The 15,954-nt window shown below is 67.0% G+C and carries 18 protein-coding genes; 9 read left to right on the top strand and 9 right to left on the bottom strand.

Annotated features, from left to right (window positions below; translation table 11 throughout):
- The coding region (locus tag JWP83_RS20905; RefSeq protein WP_297734086.1) for an ATP-dependent metallopeptidase FtsH/Yme1/Tma family protein at positions 1-1,072 on the bottom strand (1,072 nt) is incomplete at its 3' end.
- A 49-nt stretch (positions 1,073-1,121) separates the two neighbouring features.
- On the opposite strand from JWP83_RS20905, the gene JWP83_RS20900 reads away from it, so the two are divergent.
- The gene (locus tag JWP83_RS20900) at positions 1,122-1,508 is read left to right on the top strand and encodes a hypothetical protein (protein WP_297734082.1); all 387 of its coding nucleotides are present in this window, start codon (positions 1,122-1,124) and stop codon (positions 1,506-1,508) included.
- A 979-nt stretch (positions 1,509-2,487) separates the two neighbouring features.
- Here the strand turns inward: JWP83_RS20900 and JWP83_RS20895 are convergent.
- Positions 2,488-2,784, bottom strand: a complete 297-nt coding sequence (locus JWP83_RS20895; protein ID WP_297734079.1) for a hypothetical protein — start codon at positions 2,782-2,784, stop codon at positions 2,488-2,490.
- A 174-nt stretch (positions 2,785-2,958) separates the two neighbouring features.
- Entirely contained in the window at positions 2,959-3,081 is a 123-nt protein-coding gene (locus JWP83_RS20890) for a hypothetical protein (protein WP_297734076.1), read from the bottom strand.
- Positions 3,082-3,537: 456 nt separating this feature from the next.
- On the opposite strand from JWP83_RS20890, the gene JWP83_RS20885 reads away from it, so the two are divergent.
- Positions 3,538-3,852 carry a hypothetical protein gene (locus JWP83_RS20885; RefSeq protein WP_297734073.1) on the top strand — a complete coding sequence of 105 codons (315 nt, stop codon included), beginning with the start codon at positions 3,538-3,540 and terminating at the stop codon, positions 3,850-3,852.
- On the top strand, positions 3,849-4,346 hold the full coding sequence (locus JWP83_RS20880; protein WP_297734070.1) for a phosphate-starvation-inducible PsiE family protein: 498 nt from the start codon (positions 3,849-3,851) through the stop codon (positions 4,344-4,346). The genes JWP83_RS20885 and JWP83_RS20880 overlap by 4 nt, the downstream gene beginning before the upstream one ends.
- Before the next feature lie 448 nt (positions 4,347-4,794).
- Here the strand turns inward: JWP83_RS20880 and JWP83_RS20875 are convergent, their stop codons facing one another.
- Positions 4,795-5,574, bottom strand: coding sequence for a DivIVA domain-containing protein (locus JWP83_RS20875; protein ID WP_297734067.1), 780 nt, complete (start codon positions 5,572-5,574; stop codon positions 4,795-4,797).
- A gap of 451 nt (positions 5,575-6,025) precedes the next feature.
- Here JWP83_RS20875 and JWP83_RS20870 point away from each other — a divergent pair, with 451 nt between their 5' ends.
- Complete coding sequence (locus JWP83_RS20870) at positions 6,026-7,144, top strand: epoxide hydrolase family protein (RefSeq protein ID WP_297734099.1); 1,119 nt, start codon at positions 6,026-6,028, stop codon at positions 7,142-7,144.
- A gap of 89 nt (positions 7,145-7,233) precedes the next feature.
- On the opposite strand, the gene JWP83_RS20865 is transcribed toward JWP83_RS20870, so the two are convergent.
- Positions 7,234-8,058 carry an oxygenase MpaB family protein gene (locus JWP83_RS20865; RefSeq protein ID WP_297734063.1) on the bottom strand — a complete coding sequence of 275 codons (825 nt, stop codon included), beginning with the start codon at positions 8,056-8,058 and terminating at the stop codon, positions 7,234-7,236.
- A 52-nt stretch (positions 8,059-8,110) separates the two neighbouring features.
- Between JWP83_RS20865 and JWP83_RS20860 the strand changes: the two genes are divergently transcribed.
- Positions 8,111-9,025, top strand: coding sequence for a cobalamin biosynthesis protein (locus tag JWP83_RS20860; protein ID WP_297734061.1), 915 nt, complete (start codon positions 8,111-8,113; stop codon positions 9,023-9,025).
- A gap of 20 nt (positions 9,026-9,045) precedes the next feature.
- Here the strand turns inward: JWP83_RS20860 and JWP83_RS20855 are convergent, their stop codons facing one another.
- The 4 genes from JWP83_RS20855 to JWP83_RS20840 all read right to left on the bottom strand — a co-directional run bounded on the left by JWP83_RS20855 (position 9,046) and on the right by JWP83_RS20840 (position 11,725).
- Positions 9,046-9,867, bottom strand: coding sequence for an SURF1 family protein (locus JWP83_RS20855; RefSeq protein WP_297734059.1), 822 nt, complete (start codon positions 9,865-9,867; stop codon positions 9,046-9,048).
- Positions 9,867-10,358, bottom strand: a complete 492-nt coding sequence (locus JWP83_RS20850; RefSeq protein ID WP_297734057.1) for a low molecular weight protein-tyrosine-phosphatase — start codon at positions 10,356-10,358, stop codon at positions 9,867-9,869. Before JWP83_RS20850 ends, JWP83_RS20855 begins: the two co-directional genes overlap by 1 nt.
- Positions 10,351-10,980: an HAD-IA family hydrolase gene (locus JWP83_RS20845; protein WP_297734096.1), complete on the bottom strand. Its 630-nt coding sequence runs from the start codon at positions 10,978-10,980 to the stop codon at positions 10,351-10,353. Before JWP83_RS20845 ends, JWP83_RS20850 begins: the two co-directional genes overlap by 8 nt.
- A 334-nt stretch (positions 10,981-11,314) precedes the next feature.
- Positions 11,315-11,725 carry a helix-turn-helix domain-containing protein gene (locus JWP83_RS20840; protein ID WP_297734055.1) on the bottom strand — a complete coding sequence of 137 codons (411 nt, stop codon included), beginning with the start codon at positions 11,723-11,725 and terminating at the stop codon, positions 11,315-11,317.
- 80 nt (positions 11,726-11,805) lie between these two features.
- Between JWP83_RS20840 and cobC the strand changes: the two genes are divergently transcribed.
- Genes cobC through JWP83_RS20820 form a run of 4 tightly spaced genes read left to right on the top strand, consistent with a single transcriptional unit; the run spans position 11,806 to position 15,914 of the window.
- Positions 11,806-12,927 carry an Rv2231c family pyridoxal phosphate-dependent protein CobC gene (gene cobC, locus JWP83_RS20835; protein ID WP_297734092.1) on the top strand — a complete coding sequence of 374 codons (1,122 nt, stop codon included), beginning with the start codon at positions 11,806-11,808 and terminating at the stop codon, positions 12,925-12,927.
- The gene (locus tag JWP83_RS20830) at positions 12,924-14,069 is read left to right on the top strand and encodes a Nif3-like dinuclear metal center hexameric protein (RefSeq protein WP_297734054.1); all 1,146 of its coding nucleotides are present in this window, start codon (positions 12,924-12,926) and stop codon (positions 14,067-14,069) included. Before cobC ends, JWP83_RS20830 begins: the two co-directional genes overlap by 4 nt.
- Positions 14,059-14,796, top strand: coding sequence for a zinc ribbon domain-containing protein (locus tag JWP83_RS20825; RefSeq protein ID WP_297734051.1), 738 nt, complete (start codon positions 14,059-14,061; stop codon positions 14,794-14,796). The genes JWP83_RS20830 and JWP83_RS20825 overlap by 11 nt, the downstream gene beginning before the upstream one ends.
- A complete protein-coding gene (locus tag JWP83_RS20820; protein ID WP_297734048.1) occupies positions 14,793-15,914 on the top strand; it encodes a bifunctional RNase H/acid phosphatase in 1,122 nt (373 codons plus the stop codon). The genes JWP83_RS20825 and JWP83_RS20820 overlap by 4 nt, the downstream gene beginning before the upstream one ends.
- The last annotated feature ends 40 nt before the right edge of the window (positions 15,915-15,954 follow it).

Raw genomic sequence — 15,954 nt, 5'->3', positions numbered from 1 at the left:
CCCCGAGCTTGCGGTATTTCTCCGGATCGCGCAGGTAGTCGACCACCTCGCTGATCTCGGCCTTGACCTCATCGATCCCGGCGACGTCATCGAAGGTCACTCGCACCGATTCCGGGTCGACGGGCTTCCGCTTGTTCCAGGCGAAGCCGCCGAACATCCCCATTCCCAACTTCTCGCTGCGCTTGAAAAGCCAGTACCAGAAGCCGAACAGCAGCAACATCGGGGCAACCGAGATCAGGAGGTTAGCCAGAATTCCGCGCTGCTGGGTAAGCGGGGTCGCCGAGACCGTTGCGCCACTGTTCTTCAATTGCGTTAGCAGGTCGTCCTGCGCGAAGGTTGGGCGCTCGGTGGTGAACTTCTGATACGTCCGGACATTTTGCGCGCCCGCGGCTTGGCCGGGCAGCGGCTTTGCTTGGCGCAATGTGCCCTCGATGGTGTCGCCGTGGGAGAACACCTCAGCGACATTGCGCTGCTCGACCTGGGTCGTGAATTCGGTGTAGGGCACCTTCGGCGGCGCACCGAGTGCGTCCTGGAAACTCAGTCCCCCAAACAGCAGGAAATACCCGAGTCCGAAAAATAGTAGGACTAACCACCAGTTCGGCCCCCCGCGCCCTCCGCCCTCATCGCCCCGCGCCGGGAGACCCTCGGTGCGCCATGGCTTGGCCGCCGGCCTGTCCGACGGCGGCGCCGATCCGCCGATGCTGTTGTCTTCTGACGGCTGTGTGGCATCTTGCTGTGCCATGACGTGTACCCCACCCCGACAGTTGACGGGAGACACCCGCCTGAATGCGCCATTTGCTTGTTCTTCGACGATATCGCCGAACACCGGGTTTGGTGGAGGGTTGGCACTCTCAGCGTAGTGCTGGTATGACCGCACCATCTCCTCGTGGAAGTCATGTACGGCCGGGCGTATACGCCGGCGATTAGCGCCGCGCTGCCGGCGAAGATTCTCGCCAGCGTCGGCCTGCCGCTGACGACACGCGTGGAACCATACGACGATCACGATGACGTGCTCTGGGCCGGCGATCAGGAGCGCTCCGCCGAGCAACGCGCCGCAATCGCGGCCGAACAAGAACGGGTGTTCACCCGCCGTGGCGGCTGAGTTTCAGCCGGAGGAGATCTTGGCCGTCCTGGATCGCCACGACGTGACCTATGTGTTGATCAGCGGCTACGCCGCGCTATTGCACGGATCAACGTTGCCGACTACCGACATCGACATCACGTCGCGACGTGACCGGGGTAATCTTGCGAAACTTGTTGCGGCACTGGGCGAGTTAGATGGTCGCATCCGCGTCAGCAACGATGTAGAGCCGCTACAGTTCCAGACGAGCCCTGAGTCACTTTCTTCGGCGACAGTGTTCAATCTCGCCACCAGATTCGGCGACCTCGACAGCTGTGTCGCTCCGAAAGGACCACGCCGCCGATCGATCGGGCAGCAGTGGCGCTGTCCGGCAACACTATTCGCATCCACGGTCGGTAGTGCACTCGCAACGTATAGCCAGCCCTGACGCCGCGATCACCCCGGCAGCATCGCCCACGGCCACACCCTCGGCCCCCAGCGCGGAGAGCAGGCCCGGCCGGCGTCGGCGTGGCCGACAGACGCGGCAGGAGGACGATTTCGTCGATGCCGAAGCGGCGGCCGCCGCGCAACGCGCGGAGCACTTCTTCCGGGGATGGCTGATCGTGGCCACGGGCATCTCGATCGTGGCGAACGTGGCTCATGCGTGGTTGAAGGGCACCCGATGAAATCCGGGTGCTCGCGACGATAGCAGCATTTGTTGCATCTGTGATCCAGTCGGTCACCTCCTGTGCGTGACGTTACTGCCGAAATCGAGTCCGGTTGGGATGCTGACGGTTTCGAGGTCGGCGTATCGTGCCACTCTCAACTCCCCGGGGGTGCCCATGAACGCCGCAACGCAATGTGAAAAACGATTTCCGCATGTATAAACGGAGGGTTTTCGATTGCCGGAATTGGAGGGCATGCCGTGGCTAGGATGCAGAAGCGCGAAAACTGTTGGCCGAGGTGGATGCCGAGTTGGCGCTCGCGTCGGAGCGGCGCGGCGAAACGCTTGAGTGGTACGGCGTCGGAGCGGGCTGTTCGCGCCCTGACCTCGGCGACAATCGACCGCAAAATGTGGCTGTCTCGCGCGGACGGCAAGTGCGGTGATGATGTGAAGCTGCGGGTGAAGCTGTCCGCACACCGGCATTCGTCAATCAATCCGAAATATCCTTCTGCAGCAAGTCTTTCAACACGATCTGGTGCGGGTCGCATGCCGACAGCTCCGCGCCGCACGGCATGGTGACGCCGGCGGTCGTCACCGCACCCGATCTCGTCCAGCGATCAGCGGCACCATGCACGTGCCTTAAGGAGCCGCGTATTCAGCGGCTGAATCTCGGCGTTCGTGCCGATGGGCCATAAGGCGACAGTCAGGGCGGATCTACGAGGCACATCCCGCGGATGTTATCTAGAGCCGCTCATTTCCTGTCCTAATCCATTTGTGTTTGAAGGTGATTCGCGTCGAGCTCCCGGTGTGCCGCGTGTGCCGCTCGCAGTAGATCCATCAGCTCTTCTTCACGCCGAATCCGTGCCCGGTGCTTCGGTGCAAGCGCCTTGATCTGTTTCTCCTCATCGAGGAGCCTGGCGAAAATCTTCTCGCGCTCGGCTTGATCGGCGCAGTAATTCAGGTCGAGGTACTCGGTGGCGTGGCGACGGGCGCCAGCGACGGCGTTCTGGGCCCGGCCTCTGGTCGAAAGCAGCGATGCGACGGTGGTGATGACCAGCACACCGACGATCACTGCCAACGACAGGCCGCTGCTGATCTCGGCGACGTCGACGGAATCACCGCCGCGGGTTGGCCTTACGTAACCTGACGATCTCGGCCTCGAGCTCCGCCGCTGTTTGGCCCGGTGACGTGACTGGTCGACGAGACAGCGGCACCAACGCCGCGACACCGTCGGCTAGAGGCGACGTTGATCGACGTAGAACGTCGGCCGCGAGATGCCGTAGCGGCGGCACGTCTCGGCCACCGTGATCTGGTCGCGCATCGGGGTCAACAGAATCTCCAACCAGCATTCGTTCACACTTAGCACTCTCACTTCCGGAGAGTGTCAGGGATGTCCCCGGAACGATGTCTCAGCCATGTGTCCGGACTGAACATCAACCCGGTAAGCACACCTGCTCACTTTTCGACGGAAGAAACTGCGCAACATTCAACCGGAACCGACAGACGGTGGCAGCGCTGGTAGGCGTCCGTCTCGCCGTTGCGGAGAGGCTATGCCGTCCGATGGGTTCCCTGCTGTTGACCGGCCGGATACACGCTGCTGCGGTCGCGGACTGGCGAGCAGCCGCCAGGTTCGATGCTCCTACTGACGGGGCGAATCGGTGTCGAGATTTCTGGCTTGGTGGGTGCACGCGGCGGTCGCATCGGGTTGCCAGACTCGTTTTCAGGGAGGCGTTTCACGGCGTGCTGGCCGCGGCGATTCTCACTCCGGATACGAAGGACTTGGTTTGGGGCGAGATTCGAAGCAATCAATTGGATGGTGGGTGACATCGTGACAACCGAAGCGCCCACGCTGGCGGGGGTTGAGGCTCGCCGTCGGTTGTTGGCGCGGCTGAGGTTCACGGGCACGCTGGCCTACAAGCTGGCGACCACCACCAATCACAAGGTGATCGGGATCATGTACCTGGCGACCTCTCCCATGCGCGGCATGACTGCCGTGGACGCTTCTTGTGGCCGCCTTGCGCAGGTTCCGGACGGGTTTCGCTCATCACTCTCTCCTGTTCACCGCATGAATCGCAGGGGAACATCAGCACCCGGGGGAGCGGTCTTGCTCGCACAAGGCAAGCGATGACTGACCGGGAAGGCAGCGCCCCACGCGGCAGACTCGGCGCAGTCGTCGCCATGTTGGTCAACCGCTTTGAGGAAGTGATCTATGGGATCGCCTTCCTGCTGCTCGCGGCGGCGGCCGTCCTGGTAGTGATCGGCACAATCGGGGCAGTCATCCAAGCCGTGACCCGGCGGATGAGCACGATCGAGGGCGGTGTGCTCGTCCTGGAACGCACTCTGCTCACCCTCATCATCGCCGAACTCGCCTACACGCTGCGTACCGACTTCTTGCACCACGAGATCGCTGCTGAGCCATTCCTGTACATCGGGTTGATCGCCACTGTCCGGCGGATGCTGATCGTGACCGCGGCGTTCGAGCAGCCACAGTCGGACTCGGAGCTCAACCGTCTCCTGCTCGAGCTCGGTGTGCTGGCGCTGCTCGTGCTCGCCATCGCCGCCGCGATCTTCTTGACCCGCTACGGCGCCCGGAAATTCGTCCCGCGTCTCGCCGCGAGCTGATTGTCGAGCGGGGTTGAGAGTCGGTGGCGGTTGTTTACACACCAGCGGTCGGCGGTTCGATACCGTCGGCGCCCGCTCGGTTTGGCGAGCGTGACGCCACTGTGAAAAACCAAGCCGATTTTCGCCGCGGCGTTACGCTCGCGGAGCCGTGTCACGTCGGCGTCAACAGCGATCCAGTTGCATTTGGCAGGGGAACCTCCCAATGCGCCAAAAGATCAGCGACAGCAAAAGACATTTTCGGCTGATCTGGTGCCTTCGAGAAGCGTTGGACTGCAATAAGGCTCAGTCGATGTCGGACGGAGACCAACTGGTGCTTCGGGGCAGGAAATACTCTGCTGCCACTCCTTGTCGACGACCCTGGTCAACCCGACACCGTGTTGTCGTTGAAGTTGGTGACGTAGACGTCGCCGGCGGTGGTGCCCGTTTGTGGTCGCCGGATAGGCCGCAATTACGCGAAGTCGTCGAGGAGATTGGGATTCCGCTTGATTTTCTGGTCCAACGGCACCACGACGCCTGGCTCCGGCGCATTCGTTGGTTCTTGGTACGCCGACTCAAGACTGGCCGGAACCGCTTCTAGGTCGCGGTATATGCGCATGAGTTGCTCGAGGATCTTGATCCGCTGCTGACGCGCTTCGTCCACCGCCCGCCCGGCCTGCTCACGACAATGATCAGCCTCCCGCTTTGCGTCGGCGACAAGTAGGTCGTGCCCCCGCTGGGCGTCCCGCCACGCCTCATCGATCACCGACTGCGTTTCGGCGCGCATCCTGGCCAGTTCAGCATCGAGCTTCTTCCTGGTTTCCCCATACTCGGCTTCTAGGGCTTTTCGCTCCGCGGCCAGGTTCCCCAACAGCGCTTTGTGCTCTTGCTGCGCGTCCTCGGCCCCGGCCTCGGCCGCCGCGATCAGCGCCTCCGCCTCGGCCCGTGCCTCGGCCTGCATCTCAGAAATCTCGTCGACCGCACGCCGTAGCATCTTGGCCATCCGCCGTTGCATCGCCTGGGGCGAGGGGGAAGCGTCCGTGAGAACGGCGACCTCGTCGGTGAGGACGGCGACCTCAATCCGCAGCCCCGCTGCTTCATCACCGAATTCTTTGAGTCGCGCCCGAAGGCTCTTAATTTCGTCGAGCAGCAACTGCTGCTTGGTGATCGTGTTCCCGATGTAAGCATCAACCTCAGTCGGATCGTAGCCCCTGAAGATGAGAGGAAACGTCTTTGCGGTTTCGGTGATCATCGCCAGTCTCCATTCTGGAAACGCCTGGTAGACCCATGAGACGTACCAAGTCGAGTATTTCACGGTTATGCATCCGTCGGACCTATGCTTCGGACGTTTATTTCACGGGAATTCGGGTAGAGCATGCAGCCGTTATCGAGGGGTATGGCACCAGCGTTCAGCCACCTAGGCGGTGTACAAAGTCACCTAATTACCTAATGACAATTCGATCGCGTTTGCGACGCGTTCTGCGTTGTCGCTGATCTGTCGATATGGCAAGGTCTGGGCGTGGGAGAGCAGCCGGAGTTTCACGGTGCCAGTGGGCCCCGCCCGTGGGGCCGCCGTCGGACCAGCAGCCCGCGAACAAAGCCGAACTGCTAGATGGAGTCCGCACGTTGATTCAGGATGCCGATCGTCCCAGGAGCCAGGCGACCTCGAGGCCGCACGTCGACGACGACGAATCGTGAACCCCGTGAAGCCGTTTCGCATCGACGTCTCCGACGAGGTCCTGGAAGATCTGCGCTCCCGCCTGGCGCGCACCCGGTGGCCCGAAGCCGAATGCGTCGACGACTGGAGCCAGGGCATTCCGTTGAGTTACACCCGCGAGCTGGCCGACTACTGGGCCGCGCAATACGACTGGCGGTCTCGTGAGGCCGCGCTCAACCGCTTCGATCAGTTCACCACCGAAATCGACGGGCTGGACATCCATTTCATCCACCAGCGCTCGCCGCATGACGACGCCTTTCCGCTGGTGATCACCCACGGCTGGCCGGGTTCCATCGTGGAGTTTCACAAGGTGATCGAGCCGCTGACCAACCCGGCATCCGGGCGCGCCCAGGACGCCTTTCACGTTGTGTGCCCGTCGCTTCCGGGGTACGGGTTCTCCGCCAAGCCGACCCGCACCGGATGGGGCGTCGAGAGGATCGCCGAGGCCTGGGAGACGCTCATGCTGCGCCTGGGCTACGACCGCTACGGCGCGCAGGGCGGCGACTGGGGCGCCGCGGTCACCACACAGATGGGCCGAAACCGGGGCCACTGCGCGGCGATTCACCTGAACATGCCGATCGGGCGGCCCACCAGAGAAGCGCTGGCCAACCCGACGCCGGAGGAGCAACGTGCCCTGGTCGCGTTGGCCGAGCACCGCAAGTGGGGGACCGGCTATTCCAAGCAGCAGTCCACCCGTCCGCAAACCCTGGGCTACGGGCTGGTCGATTCGCCGGTGGGGCAACTGGCGTGGATCGTCGAGAAGTTCTGGGCCTGGGCGGATTGCGACGGGCACCCCGAAAACGTGCTGAGCCGGGACGAGCTGCTCGACAACGTGATGGTGTACTGGGTGACCGGCACGGGCGCCTCCTCGGCCCGCTTGTACTGGGAGAGCTTCAGGGTGTGGGGGCAGATGGACCGCGTCGAACTGCCCACCGGCGTCGCCGCTTTCCCCGGGGAAATCATTAAGTCGCGGCGGAGCTGGTGCGAGCCGGCCTACAACGTCACCCGCTGGACCGACATGCCGCGCGGTGGGCACTTCGCCGCGTTCGAACAACCGGAGTTGTTCGTCGAGGACCTCCGCGCGTTCTTCGCGACCGTCCGGTGACCCGCCTGCATCGCCGAGTGTGAATCTGACGACGCGTTCGCGCGGGCGTCGCCAGATTCACACTCGGCGGAGGGTGCGGGGGGTGCGGCCTAGACGATGCGCCAGCCCCGCCGCGCCCGAAAGCGCATGTCCCACAGGTAAAGCTGATAGCCGAAGAGCCACGCCCGATGCGGAATCAGCCGATCGGCCAGCCGCAGGGCGGCCAGCAGCCACTCGAACCGGCGCTGCTGGCCCCGCGACCAGTCCAGCCGCATCAGTGCGCGGAACTCCGGGGCCAAGAACCCCGTCGTCGCGAACAGGTTGAACGGCCCGGCCAACACCCGCAACGGCCACGGCAGAAACGCCATCGAGGCCACCCCGCGCAGATGCTCCCGCACCGGCGGGTCGATGCGCAGCTCGTCGAGGGAGCGCTTCCAGTATTCGTCGAACGCGTCCCGGTCGGGTGGCCACATGCGCTCGGGCACTTGCAAGGTGGTGCCCAACCGTTTGGCGTCGCGATAGACGGCGTCGGCTGCGTCCGGGTCATCCAGGTCTAGCGGTCCGTGCAAAAACTCGTGCTGGTCGACGAAGTAGCGGTACAGGCATGAAGCCACCCACAGCTGCAGCTTGGGGTCGAACGCGTTGTACGACACCGGACTTGACGCCGTCGAGCGAACCTGCCGGTGCGCGACGTCCACGGCGTCGCGAATCAAGGCCCGGTCGGACTCGGTCCCGATGGCCGCGACGGCCAGGTAGGTCCCGGTGGTGCGGGCCCGCTTGAACGGATGCTTGTAGACGTTGCCGCTGTCCACCCGGCTTTCCAGCACCCCATAACCGACGCCGGGCAGGGACAGCTGCATGATCACGTTCGCGGCGGGCAGCAACACCGCCGCCGGGTTCAGCAGGTCGGCGATCCGGGTGGCGGGTCGCTTCATCGCGGACGTCGCCTCATGTAATCGAGTGAACCACGTATGAGACGCTGCCGGGGTGTTTGCGACTCGGACCCGGCTCGCGGGCGTGCTGGCCGGGTATCTGGCCGACCTCGCGCTGGGCGATCCGAAACGGGGTCATCCGGTCGCGGTGTTCGGCCAGGCGGCCGCCGCATTGGAGCGCGTCACCTATCGCGACAACAAGGTGGCCGGCGCGCTGCACGTGGCCGTGCTGGTCGGTGCGGTCACCCTCCTGGGCGCGGCCGCCACAGGCCGGCTCTTAGCCACCGCCGCGGCGACCTGGATCTGCCTGGGCGGAACGTCTTTGGGGCGCACCGGCCTGGAGATGTCGCAATTGCTGGAGCGCGGCGACGTCGAGGCCGCCCGACGGCTGCTGCCGTCATTGTGCGGGCGCGACCCGGCCCGGCTGGACGGCCCGGGCCTGACGCGCGCCGCGCTGGAGTCGGTCGCGGAGAACACCTCCGACGCCGAGGTGGCGCCGCTGCTGTGGGCGACGGTGGGTGGGGCGCCCGCGGTACTGGCATACCGCGGCATCAACACGCTGGATTCGATGATCGGCCACCGCTCTCCGCGCTATCTCCGATTCGGTTGGGCCGCGGCGCGATTGGACGACGCGGCCAACTACGTCGCCGCGCGGGTGACCGCGGCGCTGGTGGTGATGTGCGCACCCCTCGTCTCCGGATCGCCGTCGGGGGCGCTGCGGGCCTGGCGCCGCGACGCGGCGCGGCATCCCAGCCCCAACGCCGGGGTGGTCGAGGCTGCCTTCGCGGGGGCGCTGGGCGTTCGGCTGGGCGGGCCCACGCAGTATCGCCACGGGCTGCAGATCCGGCCCGCGCTCGGCGACGCCCGGCCGCCCGAGGTGGCCGACCTGCGCCGCGCGGTGGCGTTGTCGCGGGCGGTGCAGGCGGTCGCCGCGTTACTGCCCGGGCTTTTTGTTTTCGCCTGGCGGTGACGCGGCCGGGCTTGTCACATCTATCGCCGGCGGCCGTAGCGATCGGCGAGCTTCTCCTCGACGGTCACCGGGGATTGGGGGGCTTGTTGCTTTTCCCGGCGCCGGACACGCATCTCGGAATAGACGAAGTAGCCCAACCCGATCGGCGCGAGAATCCCGAACGAAATCCACTGGATGCCGTAGGACAGGAACGGCCCGGCGTCGAGGTGCGGCACGCCGATCACGCCCAGGCCGCCGGGCTGGTTGTCGACCAATTGCAGATAGGACCCGGCCAGCGGCACCTTGGTCAACGCCGTCACCTGTTCGGTGTTGATCGAATACACCTGCTGCACAGCGTCTCTGAGGAAGGGATCCTTGCCCGGCGCGGTGGGTTCGGAGTCTCGCAGCCGTGCCGTGATGGTCACGGTGTCCGCCGGCGGGCGGGGGATCGGGGGGACGTGAGATCCCTGCTCGGGTCGCACGTAGCCCCGGTCGACCAGAACGGTGGGGCCGTCGTCGACGACGAACGGTGCCAGCACCTCGAACGCCGGGTCCCCCTCGACCACCCGCAGGCGGGCCAGCACCTGCACTTCGGGCAGGTAGTGCCCGGTTGCCGTCACCCGGCGCCACTGCGCGCTCGCGGCCGACGAATCCTGCTGGGGCAACAGTGTTTTCAGCGGTACCGGCGGGTTGTTGAGGGAGTACTCGATCTGGTGGTTCTCCCGCGATGTCGTGGTGTTCTTTCCCAGCTGCCACGGCGCGAGCACCGTGAAGCACAGGTAGGTGAAGGCGATCACCACCAGCGCCAGCGCTATCCAGCCCGGCCGCAGCAGGAAAGCCAGGCTCGTCCTCAGACTGGGCATCAGCCGTTCCCGTTTTCCGCGAGTCGCTCGTCGACCCAGGCGTGCAGGCCGGGCAGGGCCGCCTCGATGACGGTCAAAACGTCTTCGAAGTCGTCGTGGTCGCCGTAGTAGGGGTCGTCGACGTCGAGGGCATGGGCACCCGAGCGCGGGTCGAACGACCGCAGCATCCGTATCCGGTCTTCTCCGACGCCCAGCTGACGCAACATCCGAACGTGGTTGCGGCCCAGGGCCACCACCAGGTCGGCCGCCAGGTGATCGGCGTCCAGCTGCGCGGCGCAGTGGGCGGTGGAATAGCCGTGGGCATGCAGCACCCGGGTGGCCCTGTCGTCGGCGCAACTGCCGACATGCCAGCTGCCGGTGCCGGCGCTGGTCACCCGGACCGCGTCGCTCAGTCCGCGCCGCTGCAGTTGGTCGGCGAACATCTTCTCGGCCATCGGCGAGCGGCAGATGTTGCCGGTGCAGACGAAGGTGACGTGCAGCGGTTCAGACACCGAGCGCCCTCCGCAATTCGTCGATCGTCGCGGCTTGGGTCACCCCGGTGATCCTGAACCCCTCGTGAAAGTCGTCCCGCCCGTAGCCCCAGCCGACCACCACCGTGTCGATGCCGTGCGCGGCCGCGCCGTGCACGTCGTGGCTGCGGTCGCCGACCATCAGCACGCGCTCGGGTAGCGGCTGGAGCTGTTCCAGCGCGTGGGCCAGCACCTCCTCCTTGCTCTTGCGCGAGCCGTCGGGAGCGGCGCCGGCGATGACCTCGAAATGCTGGTCCAGCCCAAAATGGCCGAGGATGCGCCGCGCCGTTGGTTCCAACTTGGAGGTCGCCACGGCCAGCCGGACGCCGGCGGCGCGCAGGTCGGCCAGCAGCGGCTCGATGCCGTCGAACAGCGTGTTCATCGCCCAGCCCCGGGCACCGTACTCGGCCCGGAAGGCCGCGATCGCCTCCCCGGCGGAGTCGCCGAACATCGAACGGAAGGTGTCGTCCATCGGCGGGCCGACGATCTGCGTGACCAGATCGCCCTCGGGCACCGGCGCGCCGACGTGGGTGAGCGCGTGCACGAAGCTGGCCACGATCCCTTCCGCCGAGTCGGTCAGCGTGCCGTCGAGATCGAAGATCACCAGCTGCGCGCCGCCTGACGACGATTTGCGATGCGCGGCGTCGTGAGGAGGGGTCGGGCAATCGGCGCTCGCGTCGATCGTGCCTGTCACCTCACCATTGTCCTAAAGCGTGTCGACCAACTCTGTGCTGGGTGGTCGGCACCGCCCTTCTCGGGCGTCGTCGGTTCAGGCCGCGGGTGCGGTGTGAACGTCGGTTCCCGCGTCTTCCAGGCTGGTTTCACCGGCACACGAAGGGTGCTGGTCAGCGCCGTCCCGTCGGCGAGCATTGGTGGCCCGGCCCCGTTGCTTGAGGGTCCGGGGATCTGGTGATGCATTGTGATGATTCTCGCCCCAGCTAGCCAGGTTCGTCGCCGCGTTGGTGTCGCGGTCGGCGGAATGCCCGCAGCTGCAGGGAGTCCGACCATGCTTTCAACCCTTTGCCGAGGTTTACGGCGGCTTCCTCGAATACTTGCTGGCAAACCTCAGTCCGCCACGCCAAACCAGTCACCACGGTCTCGGTTACGCCATCGCTATCGACGGAGAACACGCGGCCGGCGTCCTCCGTCTTCTTCCAGGCGTTAAACGCATTGATCAGATCAAACCCGGTCCACGGCACGTCGGTGTCTGGGCTGGTCTTGCGTTGCGTGAGAGCGGTTTTCGCCATTCGTAGGCACTGGTTGAACGCAAACCTTGACGCCCCGGCATGGCGGGCCAGCAACTCGCGGTGCTCGACGGTGGGGTCGAGGCAGAATTGGAGTGTCGGCACATCTCACTTTTAGCATCCCAAAGGCCACCGACAATCTCCCTGACATGCGGTGACGTCTCGGACCGCGCGATCAGCATCGGCTGTCATGTGACCCGACCCCCGAAGCGGCCGCGGCCTGGTGCGACGGTGTTCCTGCCACGCGCTTACCGCGGCCCACTAGTGTTTCACGGATGGCGACTCTGAACCCGAGCCCGCCAGCGGCGGCCCGCTATCACGGCGATCAGGCCGTGGCGCCCGGGATGCTCGATTTCGCCGTCAACGTCCGTCACCCGCAGCCGCCGCAGTGGCTGATGCGGCGGCTGGCCGCGCGGCTGCCGGACCTGGCACGCTACCCGGGCCCGCAAGACGTGCACCGGGCGCAGGACGCGGCCGCCGGGCGACACGGCCGGAGCCGCGACGAGGTGCTGCCGCTGGCCGGTGCGGCGGAGGGGTTCGCGTTGCTGCCCAACCTGCGCCCGGCGCGGGCGGTGATCGTTGCGCCGTCGTTCACCGAGCCGGCCGTCGCGCTGGGCGCGGCCGGGGTGCCCGTGCGCCACGTCGTCCTGGAGCCGCCGTTTCGCCTGGAGGGTGCGCAGGTGCCCGACGACGCCGACCTCGTCGTGGTGGGCAACCCGACGAACCCCACCTCGGTGTTGCACACCCGAGAGCAGCTGCTCGCGCTGCGCCGGCCCGGCCGGATCGTGGTGGTCGACGAGGCGTTCGCCGACTCGGTTGCCGGCGAGCCGGAGTCGCTGGCCGGTGACGCGCTGCCCGACGTCCTGGTGCTGCGCAGCCTGACCAAGACGTGGTCGCTGGCCGGGTTGCGGGTGGGCTACGCCCTGGGCGCGCCGGACGTGTTGGCGCGCCTGACCGCGCAGCGCGCGCACTGGCCGGTCGGCACCCTGCAGCTGACGGCCATCGCGGCCTGTTGCGACCCGGGGGCCGTCGCCGAGGCGGCGGCCGGTGCGCTGCGGTTGACGGGGCTGCGCGCCGAGATGGCGGCCGGCCTGGTGTCGGTGGGCGCCGACGTGGTGGACGGCCGGGCCCCGTTCGTCCTGTTCCGTATGCCGGACGCGGCGCGGATCCGAAACAGCCTGCACGACAGGGGAATTGCCGTCCGGCGATGTGACACATTTGTCGGTCTGGACGAGCGGTACCTGCGGGCGGCGGTGCGCCCGGAGTGGCCGCTGCTGATCCAGGCCATCTCGGAGCTGCACCGATGAGCGTGCGGCTGGCCGACGTGATCGCGGTGCTCGACGCGGCGTACCCGCCGCACCTCGCCCAGGCGTGGGACTCCGTCGGCCTGGTGTGCGGCGACCCCGACGAGGCGCTGGACTCGGTGACCGTCGCCGTCGACGCGACGCCGGGCGTCGTCGACGAGGTTCCCGAGCGCGGCCTGCTGCTGGCCCATCACCCGTTGCTGTTGCGCGGGGTCGACACCGTGGCGGCCAGCACACCGAAGGGCGCGCTCGTGCACCGTCTGATCCGGACCGGGCGCTCGCTGTTCACCGCACACACCAACGCCGACTCCGCGGCACCGGGCGTGTCCGACGCGCTCGCCGACGCCCTCGGCCTCTCCGTCGAGGCCGTGCTCGAACCGCTCACTGCGGCGGGCGATCTGGACAAGTGGGTCGTCTACGTGCCGCGCGAGAACGCGGAAGCGGTGCAGGAGGCCGTGTTCGAGGCCGGTGCGGGCCACATCGGCGATTATTCGCACTGCAGCTGGAGCGTCAACGGCATCGGGCAGTTCCTGCCGCACGAGGGGGCCTCGCCCGCGGTCGGCAGCGTCGGCAGCGTCGAGCGGGTGGCCGAAGACCGGTTCGAGGTCGTCGCACCGGCGCGGGCCCGGGGCGCGGTGTTGGCGGCGATGCGCGGCGCCCATCCCTACGAGGAGCCCGCGTTCGACATCTTCGCGCTCGTGGCACCACCCAGCGACGCCGGGTTGGGTCGCATCGGCACGCTGGCGCAACCGGAACCGCTGCGCAGCTTCGTCTCCCGCGTCGGCTCCGCGCTACCGCGGACATCCTGGGGCGTGCGCGCGTCGGGCGACCCCGACGCGCTCGTGTCGCGGGTCGCGGTCTGCGGCGGGGCCGGGGACTCGCTGCTGGCCGCGGTGGCCCGCGCGGACGTGCAGGCCTATGTCACCGCCGATCTGCGGCACCATCCGGCCGACGAGCATCGCCGGGCCTCGAACGTGGCCCTGATCGACGTGGCGCACTGGGCAAGCGAATTCCCGTGGTGCGAGCAGGCCGCCGGCATACTGCGGTCCCGTTTCGGAGCGGCGCTGCCCGTCCGGGTGTGCACCATCCGCACCGATCCCTGGGACCTTGGCACTAGCACTGGAGAGATCAGCCATGAAAGCTGAAGTCACACAGCAAGTTTCGCTACTCGAGTTGTCGAAGCTGGACGCGGAGCTGTCTCGCATCGCGCACCAGGCCACCCATCTGCCCCAGCAAGAGGCAGTGGAGCGGATCCGGGCCGAACACAACGCCGCCGCTGACCGGCTGGGCGCCCTCCGAATTGCGCTAGAGGACCTGGACGCCCAGGTGTCGCGATTCGAGTCGGAGATCGAGGCGGTGCGGCAGCGTGAAGACCGGGACCGCTCGATGCTCAAGTCGGGGGCGACGGACGCCAAGCAACTGTCGGATCTCCAGCACGAGCTCGAGACACTGCTTCGGCGTCAAACCAGCCTGGAGGATTCCCTGCTGGAGGTGATGGAGCGCCGCGAGGAGCTGCAGGCCCAGCTGGATGGCGAGCAGCGGGCGGTCGAGGCGCTGCAGTCCGAGCTGGCCGGCGCCCAGCGGGACCTCGACGCCGCGGTCGCCGAGATCGACGAGGCCCGCCAGACACGTTCGTCGCGGCGCGACACGCTATCCGCGACTCTGGATCCCGCCCTGTCCGCCATGTACGAGCGGCAGCGCGCCAGGGGAGGGCCGGGCGCCGGGCCACTGCTCGGGCATCGGTGCGGCGCCTGCCGGATCGAGATCGGCCGCGGCGAACTGTCCCGCATCTCGGCCGCCCCCGAGGACGAGCTGGTGCGCTGCCCGGAGTGCGGCGCGATCCTGTTGCGGGTCAAGGGGTTCGAGCAGTGAAAGTCGTCATCGAAGGCGACGGCGGGTCGCGCGGCAACCCCGGACCGGCCGGTTACGGCGCGGTGGTGCGCACCGCGGACCGCTCGACCGTGCTGGCCGAGACCAAGCAGGCCATCGGCGTCGCGACCAACAACGTCGCCGAATACCGGGCCCTGATCGCGGGTTTGGAGGACGCGGTGAAACTGGGCGCCACCGAGGCCGAGGTCTTCATGGACTCCAAGCTGGTGGTCGAGCAGATGTCCGGGCGGTGGAAGGTCAAGCATCCCGACCTGATCGAACTGCATTCGCAGGCCCGGAAGCTGGCGTCGCGGTTCGACCGGATCAGCTACACCTGGGTCCCGCGGGCCCGTAACTCGCACGCCGATCGGTTGGCCAACGAGGCGATGGACGCCGCGGCCGCTATCGACAAGGTGCTGGAGGCGGACGTATCCCAGCCGGCCGTCACTGAGCCCGCGAAAAGCGTTGCGGCCGAAGCCAGCACGTCGCCCGGATGGACCGGCGCGCGGGGAACGCCGACCCGGCTGCTGTTGCTGCGGCACGGGCAGACCGAGTTGTCGGCGCAGCGCCGCTATTCGGGGCGCGGCAACCCGGCGCTGACGGACGTGGGGCGGCAGCAGGCCGGGGCCGCGGCGCGGTACGTCGCGCAGCGCGGCGGGATCGCCGCGGTGTTCTCCTCGCCGCTGCAGCGCGCCTATGACACCGCGGCGGCGGCCGCCAAGGCGCTGGGGCTGGACGTCACCGTCGACGACGACTTGATCGAGACCGATTTCGGCGCCTGGGAGGGGTTGACGTTCGCCGAAGCGGCCGAACGTGATCCGGAGCTGCACCGGCGCTGGCTGCATGACACCAGCACGAGGCCGCCGGACGGTGAGAGCTTCGACGCGGTGCTCGACCGGGTGCTGCGGGCGCGCGAACGGATCATCGCCGCGCATCAGGGCACGACGGTGCTGGTGGTCTCCCACGTGACTCCGATCAAGATGCTGCTGCGGCTGGCCCTGGACGCCGGGCCGGGCATCCTGTACCGGTTGCACCTTGACCTGGCGTCGCTGAGCATCGCAGAGTTCTATTCAGATGGGGCGTCGTCGGTGCGGCTGGTGAACCAGACGGGCTACCTCTAGCCCGGCGATGATGCACGCCGCGAGGCGGCGTGAGGTGGGG

Source organism: Mycobacterium sp. (assembly GCF_025965855.1).
Taxonomy (GTDB): Bacteria; Actinomycetota; Actinomycetes; order Mycobacteriales; family Mycobacteriaceae; genus Mycobacterium.
Note: the sequence above shows the minus strand (reverse complement) of the source record. Positions and strands in the feature narration are given on the sequence as shown.

Coding starts and splice junctions, on each gene's coding strand:
- JWP83_RS20885 (WP_297734073.1), top strand. CDS start 3,538: ATGGTGGGTGACATCGTGACAACCGAAGCGCCCACGCTGGCGGGGGTT.
- JWP83_RS20880 (WP_297734070.1), top strand. CDS start 3,849: ATGACTGACCGGGAAGGCAGCGCCCCACGCGGCAGACTCGGCGCAGTC.
- JWP83_RS20875 (WP_297734067.1), bottom strand. CDS start 5,574: ATGATCACCGAAACCGCAAAGACGTTTCCTCTCATCTTCAGGGGCTAC.
- JWP83_RS20865 (WP_297734063.1), bottom strand. CDS start 8,058: ATGAAGCGACCCGCCACCCGGATCGCCGACCTGCTGAACCCGGCGGCG.
- JWP83_RS20855 (WP_297734059.1), bottom strand. CDS start 9,867: ATGCCCAGTCTGAGGACGAGCCTGGCTTTCCTGCTGCGGCCGGGCTGG.
- JWP83_RS20830 (WP_297734054.1), top strand. CDS start 12,924: ATGAGCGTGCGGCTGGCCGACGTGATCGCGGTGCTCGACGCGGCGTAC.
- JWP83_RS20825 (WP_297734051.1), top strand. CDS start 14,059: ATGAAAGCTGAAGTCACACAGCAAGTTTCGCTACTCGAGTTGTCGAAG.